Below are 17,045 nucleotides of genomic sequence, written 5' to 3'. Positions count from 1 at the left end.
AGCCCTGTCGGGCCTTCGCGGCCCATTTGCAATGCCGATTGGACCTGGGCCGATGGGCCTATCCGCTAGCCGGCGTAGGTGTGGGTCGGCAGTCCCTTGACGCCCGCGTCCACCTCGAACAGCGCGCCGTCGTAGACCGTGGGCTCGAGACCCACCGTGGCCGAGGTCACGAACATGCGGTCGAGGTTCGGCCCGGCGAAGGCGATGTTGGTCGTGCGGCGGGCGGGCAGGGCGATCGAGCGTTCGACCTTGCCTTGCGGGTCGAAGCGGCTGACCTTGCCGCCGTCCCAGTGCGCGACCCAGAGGCAACCCTCGGCGTCGACCGTCATGCCGTCGGGATAGCCGTCGGCCTCGTCGAAGCGGGCGAAGACCTCACGATCCACCAAATTCCAGTTGCCGGGCCCGTCCTCGGTCAGCGCAAAGCGGTAGATCGTCCGCAGGCCGGTGTCCGAATGATAGAGCCAGCGACCGCAGGCGGAGAAGGCCGGACCGTTGGGCACGAGGTAGCCGGTGTCCATCGGCGCCCATTCGCCATTGGGATCGAGCCGATAGAGCGAGCCCTGGGCGTTCTCCTCGGCGATCTCCATCGTGCCGCACCAGATCGCGCCGTGGCGATCGGCCTTGCCGTCGTTCATCCGGTTACCCGGCAAATGCGACTCGGGATCGCCGATTGGGCGGATCGCGAAAGGATCGAGATCGATTTCGGCAAAGCCGCTCCGGAAGCCGCCGATCATGCCGCCCTGGCTGCGCTCGACCACCCAGCCGAGCGGTTCGGGCATGGCCCAGCGTTCGATCTTGCCATCGACCAGCGACAGGCGATTGAGCGCGGGGTCGAGGATGTCGACCCAGTAGAGCGCCTGCTCGCGCGCCGACCAGGCCGTGCCCTCGCCCAGCGTGTCGCGCTGCTCGCGCTCGATCATCTGCCACTGCGCCATCGGTCTGTCCCGCTTAGTGCCGCTCAATGGTTGTCGCGCGGCAGGCCCTGGGTCTGCGCGATCCGCTGGTACTTCTCCGCACCCTCGAGGATCGCGCCGGTGTCGAGCTGGCCGACGACGGCACGCTGGATCTCCTGCCACGGCGTCTGCGAGGCGGGATAGGGGTAACCACCCTGCGCGACCAGCGCGGCGCGCCGCTCGGCGAGTTCCGCGTCGGGGATCAGCACGTCGACCCGGCCCTTGCCGAGGTCCATGCGCACGCGATCGCCGGTGCGCAGCAGCGCGAGACCACCCATCGCCGCCGCCTCGGGCGAGGCGTTGAGGATCGAGGGGCTGCCGCTGGTGCCCGACTGGCGCCCGTCGCCGATGCAGGGCAGCGCGCTGACGCCCTCGGTGATCAGATAAGCCGGCGGCCGCATGTTCACCACCTCGGCCGCGCCCGGATAGCCGATCGGGCCGGCGCCGCGCATGAACATCAGCGTCTGCGAGGTGATGCCGAGCGCGGGATCGTCGATGCGGTGGTGATAGTCCTCGGGGCCGTCGAACACGATCGCCGGACCTTCGAAGGCCTCGGGATCGGCGGGGTTCGACAGATAGCGCTGACGGAACTCTTCGCTGATGACGCTGGTCTTCATCACCGCCGCGTCGAACAGGTTGCCCGACAGCACGAGGAAGCCGGCGTCGGTTTTGAGCGGCTGGTCGAACGGGCGGATGACCTTCTCGTCCTCGATCGTGGCGTCGCGGCAGTTGTCGCCCATGGTGCGGCCGTTGACCGTCATCGCGCCTTCGCGGATCAGGCCCTGGCCCATGAGCTGGGCCACCACCGCGGGCACGCCGCCGGCGTGGTAATAGTCCTCGCCCAGATATTCGCCGGCGGGCTGCAGGTTGACCAGCAGCGGCACCTTGTGGCCGACGCGTTCCCAGTCGGTCAGCGGCAGGTCGACGCCGATGTGGCGCGCGATCGCGGCGAGGTGGATCGGCGCGTTGGTCGAGCCGCCGATCGCCGAATTGACGACGATGGCGTTGTGGAACGCGTCGAGCGTCAGGATGTCCGAAGGCTTGAGATCCTCGTCCACCATCGCGACGATGCGCTTGCCCGTGTGATAGGCGCATTCCTGGCGGTCGCGGTAGGGCGCGGGGATCGCCGCCGAGCCGGGCAGCATCATGCCCAGCGCCTCGGCCAGCGAGTTCATCGTCGTCGCCGTGCCCATCGTGTTGCAATAGCCGGTCGAGGGGGCCGACGAGGCGACGAGCTTGATGAAGCCATCGTTGTCGAGCTCGCCCTTGGCCAGCATCTCGCGGCCCTTCCAGACGATCGTGCCCGAACCCGTGCGCTCACCCTTGTGCCAGCCGTTGAGCATCGGCCCGACCGACAGCGCGATCGCCGGCAGGTTGACCGTCGCCGCGGCCATCAGCAGCGCCGGCGTGGTCTTGTCGCAGCCCGTGGTCAGCACCACGCCGTCGAGCGGATAGCCGTAGAGCGCTTCGACCAGGCCGAGATAGGCCAGGTTGCGATCGAGGCCCGCGGTCGGGCGCTTGCCGGTTTCCTGGATCGGATGGACCGGGAATTCGAGCGCGATGCCGCCGGCCTCGCGGATGCCTTCACGGATGCGCTCGGCCAGGACGATGTGGTGGCGGTTGCAGGGCGATAGGTCGCTGCCGGTCTGGGCGATGCCGATGATCGGCTTGCCCGAGCGCAGCTCTTCCAGGCTGAGGCCGAAGTTCAGGTACCGCTCGAGATAGAGCGAGGTCATGTCGATATTGTCGGGGTTGTCGAACCAGGCGCGCGAACGCAGCTTGGGTTTGGCTTGCTGGGTCATGGGGTCTCGATCAGCGTGAAGTGGACAGGCGGTAGATCATGGCGTGCCGGTAAGGCTTGCCGGGATCGACGCGCGGAGAGGTGAAGGCGGCCTGGTTGGGCGCATCGGGGAACTTCTGCGGCTCGAGCGCGATGCCGTCGCCCATGCGGTAGACGTGGCCGTGCTTGCCGATCAGCGTCCCGTCGAGGAAGTTGCCCGCGTAGAACTGCACGCCGGGCTCGGTGGTCAGCACTTCGAGCACGCGGCCCGAAGCCGGATCCTCGAGCCGTGCGGCCAGTTCGGGCTTGGCGGTCAGGCCTTTGTCGAGCGCGAAGTTGTGATCGTAGCCGCGGCCGAAGACGATCTGCGGATCGGTGCCGTCGCGCAGGCCGTCGGCGACGCGCCGCGCCGCGCGGAAATCGAAGACCGAACCGGCGACCGGCTTGAGCTCGCCCGTCGGGATCAGCTTGGCGTTGACCGGGGTATAGCGGGCGGCCGGGATCGTCAGGCGATGGCCGGTCGCGCCTTCGGGCGAACCTTCGCCGCCCATGTCGAAGATCGCGTGGTTGGTCATATTGACCACGGTCGGCTTGTCGGTGCTCGCCTCGAACAGGATGCCGAGGTTGCCGGCCTCGTCGAGCGTGTAGGTGACCGTCGCGGTCAGCTTGCCCGGATAGCCCGAATCGCCGTCGGGGCTGACGTGGCGCAGGACGACGCTGGCCGTGGGGCCGGACTTGACCGAGACGACCTGCCAGGCCGCCTTGTCGAAGCCCTTGCCGCCGCCGTGGAGGCTGTTGCCGCCGTCGTTCTGGGGCAGCTGGTAGGTCTTGCCGTCGAGCGCGAACTTGCCGTCGGCGATGCGGTTGGCATAGCGTCCGACGGTGACGCCGAAATAGTTGGGGTGATCGACATAGGACGCGAGATCATCGTAGCCGAGCACGACGTCCGCGACCTTGCCCGCGCGATCGGGCGCGAACAGCTTCTGCAGGGTCGCGCCGTAGCTGAGCACCACCGCCGAGACGCCGTTGCCGGCCTTGAGCGTGATCGCGGTGATCGGCGTGCCATCGGCGAGCGTGCCGGCCGGAGCCTGGGTCGCATCGGCGGCCATAGCCGTGCCCGCGAACGTGGAAGCCAAGGCGAGAACCGCCGAAGTCGCCAGTCTCTTGCCCAGTTTCCGCATTCCCGAAGCTCCCATATCTATGGCATTCGCTGCTCCATTGACGCAGCGTTGCAATCTATATAGTCCGACAAATAGAAAATGTGCAAGCCGCTTTGCCGCTCGGTGTTTCGGCTTCGTGATCTGAGAGGAACGATATGCCCCCTGCGGTCCCTTCGAGCGCCAAGCCTTTGACGAACCGGCAGGATGGCGCGGTTCGCTACGGTCCCGCGCTGACGCTGCTCGCCAGCCTGTTCTTCATGTGGGGCTTCATCACGGTCATCAACAACACGCTGCTGCCGCACCTGCGCAGCGTGTTCGAGCTCAATTATACGCAGACAACCCTGATCGAATCCGTCTGGTTTATCGCCTATTTCGTGGCGTCGATTCCCTCTGCCAAGCTGATCGAGCGCCTCGGCTACCAGAAGTCGCTGGTGATCGGCCTGCTGATCATGGCGGGCGGTTCGCTCGGCATGATGCTCGCGGCCTCGATCCCGTCCTACGGCGTGACCCTGACGATGCTCTTCGTGATCGCCTGCGGCATCACCCTGCTCCAGGTCGCGGCCAATCCCTACGTCGCCGTGGTCGGCAAGCCCGAGACGGCCTCGTCGCGGCTCAACCTAGTGCAGGCGCTCAACTCCGCGGGGACCATGCTCGCGCCGATGTTCGGCGCCTACCTGATCCTCGGTCGCTCCAAGGGTGGCACGGCCGAGGCCGGCGTCGTCCTGACCCATGCCGAGCGCCTGGCCGACGCGCAGTCGGTGATCCTGCCCTATGGCCTGGTTGCTGCGGTGCTGCTGGTCCTCGCGGTGGTGATCGCCAAGTTCCCGCTACCGGCGATGGTCTCGACCGCGTCACGGCGCGAGGCCCTGCTCGAAGGTGCGGGCCAGGGCGCCTGGCAGCGCTTCTGGCACCATCCGCTGTGGCAGCACCGCAATCTCGTGCTCGGCGTTCCGGCGATCTTCATCTACCTGATCGCCGAGATCGGCGTGGCCAACCTGTTCATCAACTTCGTCAGCCAGCCCGAGATCGCCAACCTGACCCACGAGCAGGCGGGCAAGTATCTGTCGTTCCTGTGGGGCGGCATGATGGTCGGCCGCTTCGCCGGTTCGGCGATCATGCAACGCTTCGACGCGGCCAAGGTGCTCGCGCTGTTCTCGGTCGGTGCCTTCGTGGTGATGCTGGTCACGGTCTTCGCACATGGCCCCGCCGCTATGTGGTCGCTGATCCTCGTCGGCCTGTTCCACTCGATCATGTTCCCGACGATCTTCACGCTCGGGATCAAGGGCCTGGGGCCGTTGACCGAGGAGGCCTCGGGCCTGCTCGTCATGGCGATCGCCGGCGGCGCGCTCGTCGTGGTCCAGGGCTACATCGCTGACCACGTCGGGCTGCAGACCTCGTTCCTGCTGACCGCGGCCTGCGAGCTCTACATCCTGTTCTATGCGCTGTGGGGTTCGCGCCCGACCGCGGCGCTGGCCGATACCGAGGTCGAAGCGCCAACGGCTTGAGCCTGCCGGCTATACCAAATCCCGCTCGTGCTGAGCTTGTCGAAGCACCGGTCGCAACGTTCGCGCCGGCACCCTTCGACAAGCTCAGGGTGAGCGGGGTTTGTCTAGGTCCTGGGATCTCGCCCTTCAGTTCTCCATCGAACTGCGGGTGTCCTCCAGCGCGAGATCGACGAGGACGCCCATCGCCTCCGCCGCGGCTTCCGCCTCGCCGGCGGCGATGGCGTCATAGACGCGCACGTGGTCGGGGATCGGGTTGCGTGGCAACTCGCGCGAGCGCTGCTTGAACTGTGTGGTCCAGTGCACCGCCGCGCCGATCGAGGCGCTGAGCACGACGAGTGCGTGGTTGCGCGTCGCCTGGAGAATGGCGTTGTGGAAGTCGCGGTCGGCGGCGCGGCCCGCGTCGGTGGTCAAGGTGTGGCGGCGCATGCCGGCCAGTGCATCCTTCATCACCTTGAGGTCGGCCTTGTCGCGACGCTGGGCGGCGAGCCGCGCGGCGGCGGGCTCGATGATCGCGCGCAGTTCGAACAGGTCGCGGACGAATTCGACGTCGGGTTCGCCGGCGAAGGCCCAGGCGAGCACTTCGGGATCGAGCAGGTTCCAGCGGTCGCGCGGCAGCACGCGCGTGCCCGCTTTGGGGCGGCTCGCAACGAGGCCCTTGGCGGTGAGCACCTGGATCGCTTCGCGATAGGCGCTGCGCGATACCTTGAGCTCCTCGGCGAAGGCGACTTCGCCCGAGAGCACGTCGCCCGGGGCATATTGGCCGGACAATATCGCCGTACCCAATTTGTGCGCAATCGCTCCGTGCAGCCTCCGCCCAGGACCGCGCGTCTCCTTCAGGCGCTCTGCTCCGTCTTCGTCATTGGCGGATTTAGGCTCGGTCACGATACGATATTCCCCTTCGATCAAAGCCTAACAGCCATCTTGCCGACAGGGAACGACAAAGATTGCGTTTCCTGCGCAGGAATAATATGTCGGAGTAAATAAGGAGCACCGATATGACCGAATTCCGTTCCGTGGCCGCAGCGACCGGCGAGCCTTTCGGCGAGCCCTTCCAGGTCGACGGACCGGCCGAAGTCGCCGCGGCCTGCGCCGCCGCCGAGGCGGCCTTCGACGTCTACCGCGCCACCAGCCGCGAGGATCGTGCGCGCTTCCTCGAGCGAATCGCCGCCGAGATCCTCGCGCTCGGCGATTCGCTGGTCGAAGCCGCCGTCGCCGAGAGCGGCCTGCCGCGCGGGCGCATCGAGAACGAGCGCGGCCGCACGATCGGCCAGCTGCAGATGTTCGCCGACGTCGTGCGCAAGGGCCTGTGGCAGCAGCTTCGCATCGATCCGGCGCTGCCCGAGCGCCAGCCGCTGCCGCGCCCCGATCTGCGCCTGCGTATGATTCCGCTCGGCCCGGTCGCGGTGTTCGGCGCCTCGAACTTCCCGCTCGCCTTCTCGACCGCGGGCGGTGACACCGCCTCGGCGCTCGCCGCCGGTTGCCCGGTCGTGGTCAAGGGCCACCCCGCCCATCCGCAGACCGGCGCGCTCGTTGCCGGTGCGATCGCCCGCGCGGTCGAGGCCAGCGGGCTTCCGGCCGGCGTGTTCGGCCACGTCGCCGGCCCGTCGAACGAACTCGGCGCCGCGCTGGTCCAGGATCCGCGCATCACCGCGGTCGGCTTCACCGGCTCGCGCGGCGGCGGCCTCGCGCTGGTCAAGCTGGCCCAGGCGCGCGAGGTGCCGATCCCGGTCTATGCCGAGATGTCGAGCATCAATCCCGTCCTGCTGCTGCCCGAAGCGCTGAAGGCGCGCGGCGAAGCGCTGGGCAAGGCCTTCGTCGGCTCGCTGACCATGGGCGCGGGCCAGTTCTGCACGAACCCCGGTCTCGTGATCGCCATCGCGGGCGAAGGGCTCGACGCCTTCGTCGCCGCGGCGAGCGGCGCCGTGGCCGAGGCGGCGCCGCAGACCATGCTCACCACCGGCATCCGCGCCGCCTTCGGCAGCGGTACCGGGGCGCTGGCGGGTCATGCCGCGGTGGAGACCCTGGCCCAGGGCGATGCCGGCAACACGACCTGCGGCGGTGCGGTGCTGTTCCAGACCACGGGAGCCCAGTTCCTCGCCGACAAGGCGCTCCAGCACGAGGTGTTCGGCGCCTCGTCGATCGTCGTGCGCTGCCAGGACGAGGCCGAGCTCGCCGCTGTGGTCGCCGGTCTCGAGGGCCAGCTCACCGCGACCCTGCAGATGGACGGTGCCGACGAGCCGCTCGCCGGCCGCCTGCTGCCGTTGCTCGAACGCAAGGCCGGCCGCATTCTCGCCAACGGCTGGCCGACCGGTGTCGAGGTCTGCCACGCCATGGTCCACGGCGGCCCGTTCCCCGCGACCTCCGACGCGCGGACGACCTCGGTCGGCAGCCTCGCGATCGACCGCTTCCTGCGGCCGGTGTCCTACCAGAACCTCGCGCAGGCGATCCTGCCCGCCGAACTGCGCGATGACGCCAAGACCGATGGCGCGCCGCGCCTGATCGACGGCGCGCTCACGCTCGGCTGATCCACATATGCACCCGCGGCGTCCGCAGCGGCGCCGCGGCAGGGAGAGATTTGATGACTGCCATTCGCCTGCTCCAACATCGCGCGTCCGACGGTACCCGCTCGGTCATCCTGGCTGAGGGCGACAGCGCCCATTTCATCCTCGGCGGCGTGACCAGCACGCGCGCGCTCGCGCTCAAGGCGCTGACCGCGGGAACCTCGCTGCTCGACGCGGCCAAGGCCTGCCCGCGCGGCGCGGCGGTCGACATCGCTGCGGAGTTCGCCGCGGGCAACCTGCTGCCGCCGATCGATCATGAGGATCCCGCGCATCTCGTGCTCGCGGGAACGGGGCTGACCCACCTCGGCTCGGCCGAGGGGCGCGACAAGATGCACCGCGCCGCGGCCGAGACCGAAAAGCAGACGGACTCGATGCGCATGTTCCTCGAAGGGCTCGAAGGCGGCAAGCCGGCGCCCGGCACGGTCGGCCAGCAGCCCGAATGGTTCTACAAGGGCGATGGCTCGCAGCTCGTCTCGGCGACCGATCCGCTGGCCATGCCGGCCTTCGCGCAGGACGGCGGCGAGGAGCCCGAGCTCGCCGGCATCTACATCATCGACGAGGATGGCACGCCCTATCGTCTCGGCCTGGCGCTGGCCAACGAGTTCAGCGACCACGTCACCGAGCGGCACAACTACCTGTGGCTCGCGCACTCGAAGCTGCGCCAGGCCGCGCTCGGCGCCGAGCTGCTGCTGGGCACGCCGCCCGAGCACGTCGAGGGCACCAGCCGCCTGTTGCGCGGCGGCGCGGTGATCTGGGAAAAGCCTTTCCTTTCGGGCGAGGGCAACATGTCGCACACGATCGCCAATCTCGAGCATCACCACTTCAAGTATGCGCAGTTCCGCCGCCCGGGCGACATTCACGTCCACTTCTTCGGCACTGCGACCCTGTCCTTCGCCGACGGCGTGCAGACGCAGGAAGGTGACGTGTTCGAGATCTCGGCCGCGCCTTTCGCGCTGCCGCTGGCCAATCCGCTGACCCGCGCCGAAGACGCCGCGGTCGCGGTCAAGGCGCTCTGAGCCGATGGACCCGATTCGCATCGCGGTCGTCGGCCTCGGCAAGATCGCGCGCGACCAGCACCTGCCGGCGATCCAGGGCAACCCGGCCTTCAGCCTGGCGGCAACGGTCAGCCCCGACGATCCGGGCCCGGTCGGCGTGCCGCACCTGGCGCGGCTCGAGGACCTGCTGAACGACGGTCCGGCGGTCGACGCGGTCGCGCTTTGCACACCACCGCAGGTGCGTTACGGCCTCGCGGCCATGGCACTCAAGCGCGGCGTCCACGTCTTCCTCGAGAAGCCGCCGGGCGCGACGCTGTCCGAAGTCGCGGCGCTGCGCGATCGCGCGGCCAAGGTCGACGCTACCCTGTTCGCGGCCTGGCACTCGCGCTTCGCCGCGGGTGTCGCGCCGGCGCGCGCCTGGCTGTCCGATCGCAAGGTCGAGCGCGTCTCGGTGGTCTGGCGCGAGGACGTGCGGGTCTGGCATCCGGGCCAGGCCTGGATCTGGGAACCGGGCGGGCTCGGCGTGTTCGATCCGGGCATCAACGCGCTGTCGATCCTCACCCATATCCTGCCGCGGCCGGTCTTCCTCAAGACCGCGACCCTGAGCATCCCAGAGAACCGCGCCGCGCCGATCGCCGCCGATCTCCAGTTCTGCGACACGGCCGGCGCCGACATCCACATGGATCTCGACTGGCGCCAGACCGGCCCGCAGAGCTGGGACATCGAGGTCGAGACCGATGCGGGCACGCTCAAGCTGTCGAGCGGCGGCGCCGTGCTGACCCTGCCGACGGGCACCGAGCACGCCGACGATCTCGAATATGCGGGGCTCTACGCGCGCTTCGCAAACCTGATCCGTGGTGGCCGCAGCGACGTCGACATCGATCCGCTGCGCCTGGTGGCCGACGCCTTCCTGCGCGGCCGGCGCGAGACCGTCGCCGCGTTTCACGACTGACAATCCGACCCAAGATCGACCTTCAGGAGAGGCCCCGATGTTCAAGACCCTGCGCCGCGCCGCCGCTGCGCTGCTGCTTTCCACCGTCGCCATCGTTGGCGCCGCCCAGGCCGACACGGCCGGCCAGCTCAGCACCGCGACGATCCGCGCCGACAAGCCCGGCCCGGTCTACGACAAGCTGATCTTCACCCAGTTCGCCGAGCATCTCGGCAACGGCATCTACGGCGGGCTCTGGGTCGGCAACGACAAGACGATCCCCAACACCAACGGCTTCCGCAACGACGTCGTCGCGGCGCTGCGCAACCTGTCGGTGCCGGTGATCCGCTGGCCGGGCGGCTGCTTCGCCGACGAATACCACTGGCGTGAGGGCATCGGCCCCAAGGCCAAGCGCCCGGTCAAGGTCAACACCCATTGGGGCGGCGTGACCGAGCCCAACACCGTCGGCACGCACGAGTTCTTCGAACTGCTGCGTCAGGTCGGCGCCGAGGCCTATATCGCGGGCAACGTCGGCAACGGCACCCCGCAGGAAATGGCCGAATGGGTCGAATACATGACCGCCCCCGCGGGCAGCCTCGCCGAAGAGCGCGCGCGCAACGGCCACAAGGAGCCGTGGAAGGTCCCCTATTTCGGCGTCGGCAACGAACTGTGGGGCTGCGGTGGCAACATGCGCGCCGAATATGCGGCCGACGTCACGCGCCGCTACGCGACGTTCGTCAAGGCGCCCGCGGGCACCAAGATCACGAAGATCGCCGCCGGCGCCAATGTCGCCGACTACGACTGGACCGAGGCGATGATGAAGATCGCGGCGGGCCAGCTCGATGCGGTGTCGCTGCACTACTACGTCCACCCCGCCGGCGGCTGGCCGCCGCGCGCGCCGGCGGTCGATTTCGACGAGACCGGCTGGGCCGATGCGCTCGCCGGCGCGATGCGCATGGACGAGCTGATCACCAAGCACAGCGCGATCATGGACAAGTACGATCCGCAGAAGCGCGTCTTCCTGGCGGTCGACGAATGGGGCGCCTGGTATGCCCAGGATCCGGGCACCCACCCGGGCTTCCTGCGCCAGCAGAACACCTTGCGCGACGCGCTGATCGCCTCGGTCCACCTCGACATCTTCGCCAAGCATGCCGACCGCGTGCGGATGTCGGCGATCGCGCAGATGGTCAACGTGCTCCAGGCAATGATCCTGACCGACGGCCCCAAGATGGTGCTGACGCCGACCTACCACGTCTTCGAGATGTACAAGCCGTGGCAGGATGCGACCGTGCTGCCGATCGAGCTCAAGACCCCGCAGTACAAGAAGGGCGACTTCGCGGTACCGGCGGTCAGCGGCTCGGCCGTGCGCGCCAAGGACGGCAAGGTCTATCTGGGCCTGTCGAACCTCGATCCGAACCAGACCAACACGGTGACGATCGGCCTCGACGGCATTGCCGTGAGCGAGGCTTCGGGCCGCATCCTCACCGCGAATGCGATCAACGCGCACAACACCTTCGCCGCCCCCGAAGTGGTCAAGCCGGCCGCCTTCAACGGCGCGCAGGTGCAGGGCGGCAAGCTGGTGGTGACGCTGCCGGCGAAGTCGGTCGTCGTGCTGCAGCTGCGGTGAGGGCCTTACGCAATATCATCGGCCTGGCGGCGCTCGTCGCCGCCAGTGCCGCCGGCGCGGAGCCGGCACCGGCCTCGCTCAACGCGCAGCTCTCGGGCGACATCACCCATGTTCACGACCCGGTGATCATCCGCGAGGGCGACACCTATTACGTGTTCAGCACGGGCGGAAAATACATCGTCTCGCGCAGTTCCAAGGATCTCAAGCACTGGACCGCGGGTGACACCCTGCTCAAGGAACTGCCCGCCTGGGCGACCCGGGCGGTGCCCGGCGCCGGGGATCTGTGGGCGCCCGACATATCCTTCGTGAACGGCGAATACCGGCTCTACTATTCGGTCTCGACCTTCGGCTCGAACCGCTCGGCGATCGGCCTCGCCACCAGCCCGACCCTGAACCCCAAGGCGGCGAACTACGGCTGGACCGATCGCGGTCTGGTCGTGCAGTCGGTCCCGGAAAGCGATTTCAACGCGATCGATCCCAACCTGGTGGTCGATGCCGAGGGTAAGCAATGGCTCGCGTTGGGCTCGTTCTGGACCGGGCTCAAGCTCTTCGCGCTCGATCCGGCGACGGGCAAGCCCGCGCCCGGCACCAAACCGCTTTCGATCGCGCGCCGCCCCGCCCCCGCGGGCGGGCCGGCGCCGGTCGAAGCACCTTTCATCATTCCGCACGGCGGCTGGTATTACCTGCTCGCGTCCTACGACTACTGCTGCAAGGGCGTGAACAGCACCTATTACACGGTCGTCGCGCGGTCGCGCTCGGTCACCGGGCCCTATCTCGGCAAGGACGGCAGCGCGATGATGCAGGGCGGGGGCTCGATCTTCCTGCGCGCCGATCTGCAGGAGCAGCAGCGCTTCCGCGGTCCCGGCCACGCCGGCGCTTTCACCGACAGGGACGGCACCACCTACGTCGTCTACCACGCCTATGATCGCGAGAATAACGGCGTCCCGACGATGCGGATCGCGCCGATCCGCTGGGGCGCAGACGGCTGGCCCGTCGCGCAAAACTGACACCACAAGCTCTGGAGAGGCCCCGATGCAGTTCCCCCTTTCGCGCCGCACTTTCGTCGCCGGCGCCGCGCTATTGCCGCTGGCGAATGCCCGCCTCGATGCCACCACGCGGCGACCTGTGGCAGCACCGGTCAATCCCTTGGTCCGCCAGCGCGCCGACGCGCAGGTGTTCCGTCACGACGACGGCTTCTACTACATGACGGGCTCGGTGCCCGAGTACGACCGGTTGGTGCTGCGCCGCTCGCGGACCCTGGCCGGCCTGGCCACGGCGGAGGAAGCGGTGCTTTGGCGCCACGAGGCCAGCGGGCCGATGTCGGGTTTCCTCTGGGCGCCCGAACTGCATTGGATCGACGGCCGCTGGATCATGTATTTCGCCGCCGGGCCGAGCGGCGGCGGCGAGGACGTGTTCCGCATCCGCACCTATGCGGTGGTCTGCGACGGACCCGATCCGATGCGGGGTAAATGGTCCGTTCTCGGCGAGTTCAAGGCGCCGTGGGACAGCTTCAATCTCGATTCCACGAGCTTCGTGCACCGCGGCAAGCGCTATTTCGCCTGGGCGCAGCGCGAACCGGGGATCGAGACCAATTCGAACCTCTACATCGCGCCGCTGGCGACGCCGTTGACCCTGGCGGCCAAGGCGACGCGGCTGACCGTGCCGACGCTCGACTGGGAGATCCGCGGCTACAAGGTCGCCGAGGCACCCGCCGTGATCGAGCGCAATGGCCGGCTGTTCATGACCTATTCGGCCAGCGCCACCGATGCGCGCTATTGCCTGGGCCTGCTGACGATCGACGCCGATGCCGACCTGATGGACGCGCGCGCCTGGAGCAAGTCGCAGGAGCCGGTCTTCGTCACCTGCCGCGAGACTTCGGTCTTTGGCCCCGGGCACAACAGCTTCACCGTGGACGAGCAGGGCCGCGACGTGCTGGTCTACCACGGCCGCGATTACGAGGCGATTACCGGCGATCCGCTTTTCGATCCCAACCGCCACACGCGCATGCAGCGGCTCTACTACAAGCCCGATGGCAGCCCCGATTTCGGCGTGCCCGTGGGCAACGGCGTGCTGCCCGAGCGCTTCGCGTCGGCGAGGAAGCCCGGGCTCCAGCTTGCGCACGACGGTCCGCACGCTTTCGTCGGCGCGGCGGCGTTGCCGGCGACGCAGTTCCGCGCGGTGGTGGAGCCGGGCGGCCTCGTCCGCCTTTCGCCGATCCTTCTGCCCGACCATAGCCTCGCCGTCGCCAGCGACGGTTCGGTGCGACTGGCGCGTCAGGGCGAGAGCGGCTTCGCGCCCGGCGCCGATCGCTTCCGGCGTCTGCCGGGTTCCGCGCGCGGCACGGTTCAGTTCGAGTCCAGCCTGCAGCGCGGAAAGGTGCTGTCGTCGGCGGAGGGTGCTCTGCACCTGACCTCGCGCGGCGATCCGGCCTCGGTCTGGAAAGCCGACTGAGTCGCATTCAGGTAGGACAAGATCGGCCGAAAATCGGCCTGATACTCCCCATTAAATTACTATATTTCATGTATATGAATGAAATCTGACGCCCGCCATGCATTTTCCCTTGCATCGGATTACTCGGACAAATAATTAGTCCGAGTAATCCAGGGCACCGAGCCACAGGGCCGGCCTATATGGGAGGGAATTCAATCATGGCGTTCAAGCCATTCGCATACTGTGCCGCATCCGTTCTTGCGCTGACCATCGCCGGCGCCGCCCAGGCACAGGATGTCGCTCCCGACAGCGCCGAGGGTGACGGCGAAGCGATCGTCGTCACCGGCGTCCGCGCCTCGATCGTCGGCGCGATCAACGTCCGCAAGGAATCGGTGCAGATCGTCGATTCGATCGTTTCCGAAGACGTCGGCAAGCTGCCCGACAACAACGTCGTCGAGGCGCTCCAGCGCGTCACCGGCGTGCAGGTCACCAACCGCACGGGCGGCGAAGCCGCGGCGCTGTCGATCCGCGGCCTGCCCGACGCGCTGACCACGCTCAACGGCCGCAACATCTTCACCACGACCGGCCAGTCCTTCGCGCTGCAGGACATCTCGGCCAACCTCGTCAACCGCGTCGACGTGTTCAAGACCCGCGCCGCCGACCAGATCGAGACCGGCCTCGCCGGCCAGATCAACGTCGAGACGCGCCGCCCGTTCGACTTCGACGGCTTCGCCATCTCGGGCCTCGTCCGCGGCATCTACAACGAGCAGGCCGACACCTATAACCCCAACGCCGCGCTGCTGATCAGCAACCGCTGGGACACGGGCGTGGGCGAGATCGGCCTGCTGGTGAACGGCTCCTACAGCCGCACCAAGTTCCGCGACCAGACCGTGACCGCGGGCGCGCTCGTGCCCTTCGCAACCCAGACCCCGCCGGCTGGTTCGGGCCTGGCCCCGCTCGAGCGCATCTTCCCCGGCGCCGACAACGTCAACTGGACGCCCGGCCTCGACCGCGGCCTCTCGACCGCGCCGGGCTCGACCCTGCGGATCAACGGCGTGAACGTGCCGTACTACCTGTCGCGCGATGCCGTGTTCAGCTCGGACCTCTACGGCAAGCGCGAGCGTCCCTCGTTCAACGTCGCGCTGCAGTGGGCGCCGAACACCAGCTCGGTCTACACCGCCGAAGTCTACTACGCCGGCTTCCGCGGCGAGACCTTCAACAGCCTGCAGTTCAGCTTCGTCGACTGGTGGGGCAACCCGGGCACGGTCGGGCTCTATGACGGCACCAACATCATTAAGTCGCGCACCAACGTCGCCGACGTCTACGGCTTCAACAGCGGCGATTTCACCAAGTCGAAGACCGACAGCTTCGTCTATGCGCTGAACGGCAAGTGGGACCTGGGCGATCGCGGCAAGATCGTCGCCGACCTCGCCTATCAGACCAGCAAGGTCGACAGCTCGTTCCTGGCCATGCGCACCGATCGCGTCGCGAGCTCGATCAGCACGGTGTTCAACGCCGGCGGCGGCATTCCGTCGTACCACTTCAGCGACGACAGCCTGCTGACCAATCCGGCGGTGTGGAACCTCGCCCAGCTCTACGACAACGCCAACCGCGACAAGGGCAGCGCCATCACCGGCACGCTCGACGGTTACTACACCTGGGACGAGGGCTTCCTCCGCAAGATCAAGGCGGGCGTGCGCATCGACGACCGCAAGGGTTCGTCCTTCGTGCGCACCCAGGACGCCGGCGCACCCGTCGGCGGGCTCAACCTCGCCAGCTTCGTCTCGCGGTTCGGCGCGGAATCGGTCTTCACCAACAAGGACTTCTACCAGGGCCGCGCCGACGTGCCGACCTCCTGGGTCCTGCCCAACGGCTCGTGGCTCTACGACAACGCCGATGCCGTCCGCGGCCTCTACGGTGTGAAGACCTCGGACCAGCTCGCGCTGCAGCAGGTCTTCGCGATCAACGAGAACACGATCGCCGCCTATGTCCAGGCCGATGCCGAGGTTTCGATCCTCGGGCGTCCGCTGATGCTCCAGGCGGGCGTGCGCTACGTCACGGTCGACACCAATTACGACTTCTTCGACCGCTACAACAACGGTGCCCACACCCGCGTGTCGAACGGTTCGAGCAAGTGGCTGCCGGCCTTCACCGCGCGCTACGAGATCACCGACAAGCTGCGCCTGCGCTTCAACTACGGCGAGACCTTGCGCCGTCCGAACTTCACCGACGTGAACCCGAACTACACCTTGACGGGTGACCTCACCAACGTGGGCTACGGCAGCGGCACGGCGGGCACGGCGAGCCTGAAGCCGACGACCTCGAAGAACTACGACGTCGCACTCGAATGGTATTTCGACCGCGACAGCGCGATCACCGCGACGGCCTTCCGCCGCGAGATCAACGGCCTGGTCGTGCCGCTGACGGTGATGGAGACGATCCCGAACAACGGCATCGTCGCCGGTGCAACCAACCGCTTCGCGATCACCCGTCCGGTCAATGCTTCAGACGGCGTGCTCAAGGGTATCGAGCTCGGCCTCACCTACTTCCCGCACTACCTGCCCAAGTTCCTGGACGGCCTGGGCTTCGTGGGCAGCGTGACGGTGCTCGATTCCAAGCAGAACATTCCGCTGTCCGATGCGGCAGGTAACATCACCGGCCAGGCGACCTCGTCGTTCTTCGGCGTGTCCGACCTGTCGTACAACGCCACCCTGGCCTACGATAACGGTCCGATCGGCGCGCGCCTCTCGTACATCTGGCGCAAGGAGTTCCTGGCGGTCAACGAAGCCCGCCTGTTCGCCAACCCGATCGGCGTCTGGCGCAACCCCGAGCAGAGCCTCGACCTCCAGCTGACCTTCAACGTCAACGATCGCCTGGGCATCACCTTCGACGCGGTGAACCTGACCAAGTCGAAGCAGCAGACCTACTATAAGTTCGAAGACGTCGGCGGTCCCGACCAGTTCAACCTCGGTACCACGCTGCTTTCGCGCACCTTCGCGCTGGGTGTCCGCTACACGTTCAAGTAGCGCGCCCGGCCCATAGAGCCCCCCGGAGGCGATGCGGATGCTGTCCGTATCGTCTTCCTGCGGCGGTCGTTCCTGGTAAC

Annotated in this window: 12 protein-coding genes; 8 read left to right on the top strand and 4 right to left on the bottom strand. The window is 67.7% G+C overall.

From position 1 onward, the window contains the following. Positions 1 to 65: 65 nt before the first annotated feature. Genes OLX23_RS07660 through OLX23_RS07650 form a run of 3 tightly spaced genes read right to left on the bottom strand, consistent with a single transcriptional unit; the run spans position 66 to position 3,914 of the window. Positions 66 to 935 carry an SMP-30/gluconolactonase/LRE family protein gene (locus tag OLX23_RS07660; RefSeq protein WP_264444191.1) on the bottom strand — a complete coding sequence of 290 codons (870 nt, stop codon included), beginning with the start codon at positions 933 to 935 and terminating at the stop codon, positions 66 to 68. A gap of 23 nt (positions 936 to 958) precedes the next feature. Further along, complete coding sequence (locus OLX23_RS07655; RefSeq protein WP_264444190.1) at positions 959 to 2,755, bottom strand: IlvD/Edd family dehydratase; 1,797 nt, start codon at positions 2,753 to 2,755, stop codon at positions 959 to 961. Between the two features lie 10 nt (positions 2,756 to 2,765). Continuing rightward, entirely contained in the window at positions 2,766 to 3,914 is a 1,149-nt protein-coding gene (locus OLX23_RS07650) for an aldose epimerase family protein (protein ID WP_264444189.1), read from the bottom strand. 134 nt (positions 3,915 to 4,048) lie between these two features. Between OLX23_RS07650 and OLX23_RS07645 the strand changes: the two genes are divergently transcribed. Then, a complete protein-coding gene (locus OLX23_RS07645; protein WP_264444188.1) occupies positions 4,049 to 5,398 on the top strand; it encodes a sugar MFS transporter in 1,350 nt (449 codons plus the stop codon). A 126-nt stretch (positions 5,399 to 5,524) separates the two neighbouring features. Here OLX23_RS07645 and OLX23_RS07640 read toward each other — a convergent pair whose 3' ends face one another. Beyond that, positions 5,525 to 6,205: a FadR/GntR family transcriptional regulator gene (locus OLX23_RS07640; protein WP_413629814.1), complete on the bottom strand. Its 681-nt coding sequence runs from the start codon at positions 6,203 to 6,205 to the stop codon at positions 5,525 to 5,527. A 188-nt stretch (positions 6,206 to 6,393) separates the two neighbouring features. Between OLX23_RS07640 and OLX23_RS07635 the strand changes: the two genes are divergently transcribed. The 7 genes from OLX23_RS07635 (at position 6,394) to OLX23_RS07605 (ending at position 16,965) form a co-directional block, all read left to right on the top strand. Further along, the gene (locus OLX23_RS07635; protein ID WP_264444186.1) at positions 6,394 to 7,923 is read left to right on the top strand and encodes an aldehyde dehydrogenase (NADP(+)); all 1,530 of its coding nucleotides are present in this window, start codon (positions 6,394 to 6,396) and stop codon (positions 7,921 to 7,923) included. Positions 7,924 to 7,976: 53 nt separating this feature from the next. Then, complete coding sequence (gene araD1 / locus OLX23_RS07630) at positions 7,977 to 8,975, top strand: AraD1 family protein (RefSeq protein WP_264444185.1); 999 nt, start codon at positions 7,977 to 7,979, stop codon at positions 8,973 to 8,975. A gap of 4 nt (positions 8,976 to 8,979) precedes the next feature. Then, positions 8,980 to 9,906 (top strand): Gfo/Idh/MocA family protein, encoded by a 927-nt coding sequence (locus OLX23_RS07625; RefSeq protein ID WP_264444183.1) that lies wholly within the window; start codon positions 8,980 to 8,982, stop codon positions 9,904 to 9,906. Positions 9,907 to 9,943: 37 nt separating this feature from the next. After that, positions 9,944 to 11,509 (top strand): alpha-N-arabinofuranosidase, encoded by a 1,566-nt coding sequence (locus tag OLX23_RS07620; protein ID WP_264444182.1) that lies wholly within the window; start codon positions 9,944 to 9,946, stop codon positions 11,507 to 11,509. Next, positions 11,506 to 12,516 (top strand): arabinan endo-1,5-alpha-L-arabinosidase, encoded by a 1,011-nt coding sequence (locus tag OLX23_RS07615; protein ID WP_264444180.1) that lies wholly within the window; start codon positions 11,506 to 11,508, stop codon positions 12,514 to 12,516. Before OLX23_RS07620 ends, OLX23_RS07615 begins: the two co-directional genes overlap by 4 nt. 25 nt (positions 12,517 to 12,541) lie before the next feature. After that, positions 12,542 to 13,960: a glycoside hydrolase family 43 protein gene (locus tag OLX23_RS07610; RefSeq protein WP_264444179.1), complete on the top strand. Its 1,419-nt coding sequence runs from the start codon at positions 12,542 to 12,544 to the stop codon at positions 13,958 to 13,960. Between the two features lie 197 nt (positions 13,961 to 14,157). Continuing rightward, a complete protein-coding gene (locus OLX23_RS07605; protein ID WP_264444178.1) occupies positions 14,158 to 16,965 on the top strand; it encodes a TonB-dependent receptor in 2,808 nt (935 codons plus the stop codon). Positions 16,966 to 17,045 lie beyond the last annotated feature (80 nt).

The sequence above is a fragment of the Novosphingobium sp. JCM 18896 genome (genome assembly GCF_025938095.1).
In the GTDB taxonomy this organism is placed as follows: Bacteria; Pseudomonadota; Alphaproteobacteria; order Sphingomonadales; family Sphingomonadaceae; genus Novosphingobium.
This window is presented reverse-complemented; position numbering and strand designations above follow the sequence as displayed.